The 8,941-nt window shown below is 64.0% G+C and carries 12 protein-coding genes; 11 read left to right on the top strand and 1 reads right to left on the bottom strand.

All coding sequences use genetic code 11. The annotated features are described in order from the left end of the window. The 10 genes from AC2FM5_RS18410 to AC2FM5_RS18365 all read left to right on the top strand — a co-directional run. Positions 1-1,318 (top strand): bifunctional 2',3'-cyclic-nucleotide 2'-phosphodiesterase/3'-nucleotidase (locus tag AC2FM5_RS18410; RefSeq protein ID WP_496737319.1); only part of this gene is annotated, 1,318 nt, incomplete at its 5' end. A 311-nt stretch (positions 1,319-1,629) separates the two neighbouring features. Beyond that, the gene (locus AC2FM5_RS18405; protein ID WP_496737317.1) at positions 1,630-2,397 is read left to right on the top strand and encodes an urease accessory protein UreD; all 768 of its coding nucleotides are present in this window, start codon (positions 1,630-1,632) and stop codon (positions 2,395-2,397) included. 1 nt (position 2,398) lies between these two features. Next, on the top strand, positions 2,399-2,701 hold the full coding sequence (locus AC2FM5_RS18400; protein WP_005976933.1) for an urease subunit gamma: 303 nt from the start codon (positions 2,399-2,401) through the stop codon (positions 2,699-2,701). Between the two features lie 11 nt (positions 2,702-2,712). Next, positions 2,713-2,871: a hypothetical protein gene (locus AC2FM5_RS18395; protein ID WP_496737314.1), complete on the top strand. Its 159-nt coding sequence runs from the start codon at positions 2,713-2,715 to the stop codon at positions 2,869-2,871. Further along, positions 2,868-3,173, top strand: coding sequence for an urease subunit beta (locus tag AC2FM5_RS18390; protein WP_480776196.1), 306 nt, complete (start codon positions 2,868-2,870; stop codon positions 3,171-3,173). Before AC2FM5_RS18395 ends, AC2FM5_RS18390 begins: the two co-directional genes overlap by 4 nt. Then, complete coding sequence (ureC, locus tag AC2FM5_RS18385; protein ID WP_496737312.1) at positions 3,173-4,882, top strand: urease subunit alpha; 1,710 nt, start codon at positions 3,173-3,175, stop codon at positions 4,880-4,882. Before AC2FM5_RS18390 ends, ureC begins: the two co-directional genes overlap by 1 nt. Positions 4,883-4,896: 14 nt before the next feature. After that, on the top strand, positions 4,897-5,343 hold the full coding sequence (locus tag AC2FM5_RS18380; protein ID WP_496737310.1) for an urease accessory protein UreE: 447 nt from the start codon (positions 4,897-4,899) through the stop codon (positions 5,341-5,343). Beyond that, the gene (locus AC2FM5_RS18375) at positions 5,327-5,980 is read left to right on the top strand and encodes an urease accessory protein UreF (RefSeq protein WP_254429014.1); all 654 of its coding nucleotides are present in this window, start codon (positions 5,327-5,329) and stop codon (positions 5,978-5,980) included. Before AC2FM5_RS18380 ends, AC2FM5_RS18375 begins: the two co-directional genes overlap by 17 nt. Then, a complete protein-coding gene (gene ureG / locus AC2FM5_RS18370) occupies positions 5,977-6,612 on the top strand; it encodes an urease accessory protein UreG (RefSeq protein ID WP_170359481.1) in 636 nt (211 codons plus the stop codon). Before AC2FM5_RS18375 ends, ureG begins: the two co-directional genes overlap by 4 nt. A 175-nt stretch (positions 6,613-6,787) precedes the next feature. After that, positions 6,788-7,627, top strand: coding sequence for an EamA family transporter (locus AC2FM5_RS18365; protein ID WP_496737307.1), 840 nt, complete (start codon positions 6,788-6,790; stop codon positions 7,625-7,627). A 9-nt stretch (positions 7,628-7,636) separates the two neighbouring features. Here AC2FM5_RS18365 and AC2FM5_RS18360 read toward each other — a convergent pair whose 3' ends face one another. Further along, positions 7,637-8,254 (bottom strand): TetR/AcrR family transcriptional regulator, encoded by a 618-nt coding sequence (locus AC2FM5_RS18360; protein WP_170435732.1) that lies wholly within the window; start codon positions 8,252-8,254, stop codon positions 7,637-7,639. A gap of 127 nt (positions 8,255-8,381) precedes the next feature. Here AC2FM5_RS18360 and AC2FM5_RS18355 point away from each other — a divergent pair. Further along, the coding region (locus AC2FM5_RS18355) for a ferritin-like domain-containing protein (protein ID WP_496737305.1) at positions 8,382-8,941 on the top strand (560 nt) is incomplete at its 3' end.

Here is an 8,941-nt window from a genome sequence, read left to right as displayed (position 1 = left end):
CCGCGACATCGTCGAGACCGCCAAAGCCTATGTGCCCGAGATGAAAGAGCAAGGCTGCGATCTGATCCTGGCCCTGTCGCATTCGGGCATCGGCGCGGCCGATCACGCGGACGGGATGGAGAACGCCTCGGTCCCGCTGGCCGGGGTCGATGGCATCGACGCGCTTGTGACCGGGCACAACCACCTGGTCTTCCCCTCGCCCACCTTCGCCGACCGTGCGGGCGTTGACGTGGACAAGGGCACTCTGATGGGCAAGCCGGCCGTCATGGGCGGGTTCTGGGGGTCGCATCTGGGCGTGCTCGACCTGCTGCTGGAACGCGACGGCAACGAATGGCGCGTGGTTACCACCACCTCCGAGGCGCGGCCGATCTCGAAGCGCAACGAAGACCGCTCGATCACCGCGCTGGTCGATGACGACCCAAAGGTGCTGGCCTCGGTCGCGCGGGACCACGAGGAAACGCTGGCCTATGTGCGCCGCGCGGTGGGCAAGACCTCGGCCCCGCTGCACAGCTATTTCGCGCTGGTGGCCGATGATCCCTCGGTCCAGATCGTGTCGATCGCGCAGAAATGGTATGTTGAGGAGATGCTGAAAGGCACCGAGCACGAGGGTCTGCCGATCCTGTCGGCCGCGGCGCCGTTCAAGGCCGGTGGCCGGGGTGGCCCGGAATACTATACCGACGTGCCGGTGGGCGATGTGGCGATCAAGAACGTGGCCGACCTGTATCTCTATCCCAACACCGTGCGCGCGGTGCGGGTGAACGGCGCGCAACTGCGCGGCTGGCTGGAGCGTTCGGCCGGGATGTTCAACCAGATCGAGCCGGGCGCCAAGGATGCGCTGCTGCTGAACCCCGAATTCCCGTCCTACAATTTCGACGTGATCGACGGTGTGACCTATCAGATCGACCTGTCTCAGCCCTCGCGCTTTGGCCCGAAGGGCGAAGAGGTCAACCCTGATGCGGCGCGCATAGTGAACCTGCAGTTCAACGGTGCCCCGGTGACCGACGACATGGAGTTCATCATCGCCACCAACAACTACCGCGCTTCGGGCGGCGGATCGTTCCCGGGCGCGATGGGCGACACCATCGTGTTCGAGGCCCCCGACACCAACCGCGACGTGATCGTGCGCTATATCGTCGAGCAAGGCACGATCGACCCCAAGGCCGACGGCAACTGGTCCTTCGCACCGCTGGGCGACACCACGGTTCTGTTCGAAACTGGTCCCAAGGCGCGCGATTACATCAGCGACGTCAAAGGTTTGGCGCTGGAAGACGCAGGCGACGGGGCCGACGGTTTCGCGGCCTTCCGCATCACGCTCTGACCGGCGACAGACACCGGATCGGGCGGCCAATCTGGCCGCCCTTTTCTCTTGGTTTGTGGCTGAAGGTCGGATTATCACACGCATTGGCGGGATGCTTATTTTTCAGGCGATAGGGGAAAAAATGCTCAGAAATAGGGCGAACGAGTTTTCTCAACCAATTGCCTCTGCCGTGCTGCACTGACACCAGGAAAAGGCTGTGGTGCTTTCGCATCCGACAGTCCTTTTGCCCGGAGCTTCCGATAACCTCTTTGTCCGCAATAACTCCCGCGCAAGCGATCGCCGCGCCTCCCCGTGCTGTTGGGCGGGGTGTTGTGTCCGTGGTTGGCCGCGCTGGCCGGACCGAGTTGCAGGACCTGCGCCAGCAAGGGTCGCTGAAGCTGCTGTTTCCTCGGCGTGATGGCTCGGACATGCAGGCCGTTCTGGTCAATACCGCCGGCGGCGTCACCGGCGGAGACAGTTTTGACCTTTCCGCCACCGCTCAGCCAGATGCACATCTGACCCTGACCACGCAGGCCGCCGAGCGCGCCTATCGCGCGTCCGGAGTAACCCCGGGCCGGATTAGGACGCATCTGACCGTGGCGGCAGGCGGCCAGTTGAACTGGCTGCCGCAGGAGACGATCCTTTTCGATGGTTGCTCGATCGACCGCTGCCTGCGCGCCGATCTGGCCCCTGATGCCGGCCTGCTGCTGGTGGAGTCGCTGATCTTCGGACGCGCCGCAATGGGCGAGCGGATTACTGCGGCCCACTTCCAAGACCGCATCGAAATCTGGCGTGCGGGCCGGCTGGCGCATCTGGAAGCGCTGCGCCTGATCGGTGATCTGGCGGCGGAAATGGCCCGGCCGGGCGTTGGCGACGGCGCGGGCGCGCTCAGCAGCCTGATACTGATCCGCTCGGATGCCGCTGCGCATCTGGACCCGATCCGAGCAGTCTTGCCTGACACCGGCGGCGTCAGCCTTGTGGGTGACGACATGCTGTTGATGCGCCTGCTGGCGCCCGACGGTTTCGCGCTGCGCCAGACCCTTGTGCCGATCCTGAACCGGCTGACCCGCAATTCCCTGCCAAGACCCTGGATGATCTGACATGCAACTCTCGCCGCGCGAAAAAGACAAACTGCTGATCGCCATGGCCGCCGAGGTGGCGCGCAAGCGCCTGGCCCGGGGCGTGCGCCTGAACTACCCCGAGGCCATCGCGCTGATCACCGATGCCGTGGTCGAGGGCGCCCGCGACGGCCGCTCGGTCGCTGACATGATGGAGGCCGGCGCGCAGGTCATCACCCGCGACCAGTGCATGGACGGCATCCCCGAGATGATCCACGAGGTGCAGGTCGAGGCGACGTTCCCCGACGGCACCAAGCTGGTCACCGTCCACAACCCCATCCGCTGAAGGAGATGACGATGAAACACCTGACTTCCCTGCCCTTCGCCCTGATGGCCGCGCCCGCGCTGGCGCATGACGGGCCGCACCTGCACCCGCATGAAGCTGGCACCTGGCTGGCGCTGGTCCTGCTGCTGGCGATCGGCGGCGTTGCGATCTGGCTGAAGGCGCGCAAATGATCCCCGGAGAGGTCATCACCGCCCCCGGCGAGATCGAGCTGAACGCGGGCGCGGCGCCAATCACCCTGATGGTGGCCAATACCGGTGACCGGCCCGTGCAGGTGGGCTCGCACTATCATTTCGCCGAAACCAACCCGGCGTTGGACTTCGACCGGGCCGCCGCCCGCGGCATGCGGCTGGACATCGCCGCCGGAACCGCCGTGCGGTTCGAACCCGGTCAGCGGCGCGAGGTGCAGCTGATCCCGATCGCCGGTGCGCGGCGTGTCTTCGGGTTCAACGGCGCAGTCATGGGAGACCTCTGATGCCAGCCCGGATCAAACGTTCCGACTATGCCGCCATGTACGGCCCTACCACGGGCGACAAGGTGCGGCTGGCTGATACCGACCTGATCGTCGAGGTCGAGCGCGACCTGACCACCTATGGCGAAGAGGTCAAGTTTGGCGGCGGCAAGGTGATCCGCGACGGCATGGGTCAGTCTCAGGCTACCCGCGCCGAAGGGGCGGTGGACACCGTCATCACCAATGCGCTGATCGTTGACTGGACGGGCATCTACAAGGCGGATGTGGGCCTCAAGGATGGGCGCATCGCACGGATCGGCAAGGCGGGCAACCCCGACACGCAGCCCGGCGTGGATATCATCGTCGGCCCCGGCACCGAGGCCATCGCGGGCGAGGGCCGCATCCTGACCGCCGGCGGGTTCGACAGCCACATCCATTTCATCTGCCCGCAACAGATCGAGGATGCGCTGCATTCCGGCCTGACCACCATGCTGGGCGGCGGCACCGGCCCGGCGCATGGCACGCTGGCCACCACCTGCACGCCCGGCCCATGGCATATCGGACGCATGCTGCAGGCGGCCGATGCCTTTCCGATGAACCTGGCCTTTGCGGGCAAAGGCAACGCCTCGCAACCGGCGGCCCTGCGCGAACAGGTCCTGGCCGGGGCCTGCGCCCTGAAACTGCACGAGGACTGGGGCACCACCCCGGCGGCCATCGATTGCTGCCTGTCGGTGGCCGACGAGATGGACGTTCAGGTGATGATCCACACCGATACCCTGAACGAAAGCGGGTTCGTAGAAAACACCGTGGCCGCCATGAAAGGCCGCACGATCCACGCCTTCCATACCGAGGGCGCAGGCGGCGGCCACGCCCCCGACATCATCAAGATCTGCGGCGAGGCGCATGTGCTGCCCTCCTCGACCAACCCGACCCGCCCTTTCACCGTGAACACGGTCGAAGAGCATCTGGACATGCTGATGGTCTGCCATCACCTCGACAAATCCATCCCCGAGGACGTGGCCTTTGCCGAAAGCCGCATCCGGCGCGAGACCATCGCGGCCGAGGACATTCTGCACGACATGGGCGCCTTCAGCATCATCGCGTCCGACAGCCAGGCGATGGGCCGCGTGGGCGAGGTGTTGATCCGCACATGGCAGACCGCCGACAAGATGAAGAAGCAACGCGGGCGCCTGCCGGAAGAAACGGGTGAAAACGACAACTTCCGCGTGCGCCGCTATATCGCGAAATACACGATCAACCCGGCCATCGCGCACGGGCTCGGCACCCATATCGGCAGCATCGAGGAGGGTAAACGCGCCGATCTGGTGCTGTGGAACCCCGCCTTTTTCGGCGTGAAGCCCGAGATGGTGCTGCTGGGCGGCACCATCGCCTGTGCGCAGATGGGCGACCCGAACGCCTCGATCCCCACGCCTCAGCCGGTCTATTCGCGGCCGATGTGGGGGGCCTATGGCCGCTCGGTCGAACAGGGCGCGGTGACCTTCGTGTCGGAAGCCGCGCAAGAAGACGGCATCGCCGCGCGTCTGGGCCTGGCCAAGCAGACTGTCGCCGTGCGCAACACCCGCGCGATCGGCAAGCGCGACCTGAGGCTGAACGACGCCCTGCCGGAAATCGACGTGAACCCCGAAACCTACGAGGTGCGCGCCGACGGCGAATTGCTGACCTGTCAGCCCGCCGAAACCCTGCCCATGGCGCAACGCTATTTCCTGTTCTGAGAAGGGACGCTCTGATGCTTGCCACATCACAGAAAATCCGCCGCAACGGTCAGTGGGACGAAACCCATGGCACCGTGACGCTGAACTACGAAGACCGCTTTCTGCGCCGCCGGATGCTGCGTACCGCCCAGAACGAGGAGTTCCTGGTGGATCTGTCGCAGACGACCTCGCTGGACGGGGGAGACGCGTTCGAACTGGCCGATGGCCGCCTGATCGAGGTGGTCGCCGCCGAAGAGGACCTGTTCGCCGTCACCGGCTCCGATCTGACCCGGCTGGCCTGGCATATCGGCAACCGTCACACTCCCTGCCAGATCGAGCCCGCCCGCCTGATGATCCGCCGCGACCATGTGATCCGCGACATGCTGCTGAAGCTTGGCGCGACGGTCCAGGACATCCGCGCACCCTTCAGCCCCGAAGGCGGCGCCTATGGGCACGGACGGACGCATGGCCACAGCCACTGACCTTGATCTGCTGACGCTGACGCAATGGCTGTCACCCGCCTACCCGGTGGGGGCTTTTGCCTATTCGCATGGGCTGGAACGACTGGTTCAAACGGGCGCGGTGCACGATGCGGCCAGCCTGCGGGACTGGCTGCAGGACGTGCTGGAACACGGTGCCGGATGGTCGGATGCCCTGTTTCTGACCGCCGCTTGGCGCGCCAAATCCGAGCTGGCCTTGATCGAACTTGACGATATGGCCCGCGCCTTCGCCGGCCCCTTCGAGCGCAGGTTCGAGACCGCGCAACAGGGCGCGGCCTTCTGCGGTGTGACGGCTGCAGTCTGGGGCATCGAACTGGCGGATCTGACCTACCCCGTTGCCGTCGGCTGCGCCGCGCGCCACGCCGATTTGCCGGTGGAGCCAACCGCGCGGCTGTATCTGCATGCGTTCATCAGCAATCTTGTTTCGGCCGCGCAGCGGCTGATGCCCCTGGGCCAGACCGCTGCGCAAGGGGTGGTCCGAGACATGGCGCCCTTGTGCGCAATTCAGGCGCACGCGGCAGTGGAGGCCGATCTGTCGGCCCTGTCCGGCACTGCCTTTCTGGCCGAGATCGCGGCCATGCAACATGAAACCCAACAACCAAGGATTTTCCGCACATGAGCAGCATGAACGGCCCTCTGCGGGTGGGAATCGGCGGCCCGGTCGGTGCGGGCAAGACCAGCCTGACCGCCGCCCTCGCCCGCGCGCTGCGCGATACTCACTCGATCGGGGTGATCACCAATGACATCTACACCCAGGAAGACGCCGAGGCGCTGATGCGCATGCAGATCCTGCCGCAGGACCGGGTGATCGGCGTGGAAACCGGAGGCTGCCCGCATACGGCGATCCGAGAGGATGCCTCGATCAATCTGGCCGCCGTGGCCGAGATGGTACGCCGTCACCCCGAGGTCGAGATCGTTCTGATCGAATCCGGCGGTGACAACCTGTCGGCCACCTTCAGCCCGGAACTGGCGGATGTGACGATCTACGTGATCGACGTGGCCGCGGGCGAAGAGATCCCCCGCAAGGGCGGCCCCGCGATCACCCGGTCGGACATCCTGATCATCAACAAGATCGATCTTGCCCCGCATGTCGGAGCGGACCTGTCGGTGATGCAGCGCGATGCGGCCCGGATGCGCGGCGATCGTCCTTTCGTATTCACCAACCTGCGGAGCGGCAGCGGAACAAGTGAAATCATCGATCTGTTGGACAAGATTGCCGGCATCGACGCCGGAAGGCGTGCAACGGCGTAAGACCCACAACACGACTATGGGCGTTTCCGGTTCCAGACTTTGGAACCTTGCGCCTGCAAGGCAATCCGATGTAACCGGACTCGACCACCGACGCAGTCCTTGCGATAGCCCGGTGCGAGAAAGTTGCAGCCGGGCCGATCCTTCTTGGGGCCGCCCCATCACCTGAGGACCGCCGGTGAGCCCATTCGTCGTCGCGATCATTCTGTCGGCTGCCATCCTGCACGCCGTCTGGAACGCCATCGTCAAAACCGCGGGCGACCGGACGACGACGCTGGGCCTTGTGGCCTTCGGGCATGTGATCCCGGCCAGCGTCATGATCCTTGTCCTGCCCTTTCCGGGCGGCGACAGCTTTGTTTACATCCTTTTGTCCACCGTGGTGCATTTCGGATATTACTTCATGTTGGGCAAAGCCTATCAGCATGGCGACCTCAGCGTGGTCTACCCGATCGCACGAGGCATCGTTCCGGCGTTGGTGGCGCTTTGGGCCTATCTGTTGCTGGATGAGGTTCTGCCCCTGCAAGCCTGGATCGGCATCGGCCTTATCGCGTTCGGCATCCAACTCAGCAGTTGGAGCTCGCTTCGGCAAGGCGTCGGCGGCGCGGCGCTGGGGTTTGCGGTGGGTACCGGACTTTGCATCTCGGTTTATTCGGTTGTGGACGGCATCGGGGTGCGGCTGTCTGGAAACACGCTCAGCTATTGGGCTTGGGGTGCGTTTCTGCACCTGTTCATTGCCGGATTCGTGGGCCTGCGAAGGCGGCAGGTTCTGACACAGCTTCCGGCGCGCACCTGGGCGATCGGCATTCTGGGCGGCTTCGTGTCGATGCTGGCCTATGGGCTGGTGCTCTATGCCAAGAATTTCGCGCCGCTGGGGGCGGTCTCGGCGTTGCGGGAAACATCGGTGATTTTTGCGGCCATGATCGGGTTTGTCTTTCTGCACGAAGGCTATTGGGTGCGCAGGCTGGGGGCTGCCATTCTGATGGCGGGCGGTGTGGCGCTGGTTGGACTGTCGGGCTGAGCCAGTCCGTCAAGTGCCGTAACGCGCCATGAACATGTCAACGGCGTTGGTGGCCACTTCGTCGATTTCCTCGTCCGAGAACCGGGTTTGGATCCCCAAAGCCGCCAGCGTCCACAGGCGCACCTTGCACAATTCCGAGAACTGCTCGGCGGCAAAATGCACGTCGTCAATCGCCAGCTCACCTTTGGCCACGGCTTTTTCCAGATACTCGGCCATCTGGCGCTGACCGTTGGCGGGGCCGGCTTCGTAGAACGCCTTGCCCAATTCCGGGAACCTGTCACGCTCGGCCACGCAGATGCGGAACACCTGTTGCGCAAAATCCGAAACCAGAAACCGAGTCAGATGGGTTGCCGTGATCATCAACGCCTCGCGTACCGGCTTGGTTTCGTCGATCATGGCCAGCACGTTTTCCGCCATGCGGCAACACTCGGTCTGCGCCACTTCGGAAAACAGAAGTCGTTTGTCTGGGAAATAGCTGTAGAGCGTCGCCTTCGACACACCCGCCGCACGCGCGATGTCATCGACGCTGGCGCCTTCAAACCCATCCGCCATGAAAACCTCTCGGGCGCCGTTCAGAACCTGGTCGAATTTCCGTCCGGTACGCACGATGGTTGCGGCTTGGGTCATGGTGTCTCCTTGGCTGGGTGCTGCGACAAATCTATAAACCAGTCAGTTCAGTTTCAACGGTTTTCAATTCGGCTTGAAAGTTCCGTTACGCGGCGTAGATTAGAATAATTCTAAAACGAGGGTGGCTATGCGGTTTTTCACTCAGCGCAAACACTTCAGGGATCTGACCGAGCAGGAAGTTATCGCACTTGCGATTTCGTCCGAGGAAGATGACGCGCGGATCTATAGGTCATATGCCGAAATGCTACGCCCCGACTATCCGGCGACGGCCAAAATCTTCGATGGCATGGCTGCCGAGGAAGATGAGCACCGCCGTCGCCTGATCGCTCTGCACGAGGATCGGTTCGGCCCGGTGATCCCTCTGATCCGGCGCGAGCATGTCGCCGGTTACTACGCCCGCCGTCCGATCTGGCTGGTCGAGAATCTCGGAATCGAGCGAATCCGCGAAGAAGCCGAGATGATGGAGCGCGACGCGGAGCGCTTCTATCTGGCGGCTGCCGGTCGTACGACCGATGCAGCAACACGCAAACTTCTGGGCGACCTGGCTGCGGCCGAAGCGGGACATCAAGCTGCGGCCGCCGAATTGGAAGAAGCCCATCTGGATCACGATGAAAAAGAAGCCGAAAAGGTGATTTCGCACCGGCAATTCATCCTGACCTGGGTCCAGCCGGGATTGGCCGGGCTGAT

The organism is Ruegeria sp. BHSA162, assembly GCF_059613385.1.
The sequence above is the reverse complement of the archived record's forward strand: the minus strand, read 5'-3'. Positions and strand labels throughout refer to the sequence as shown.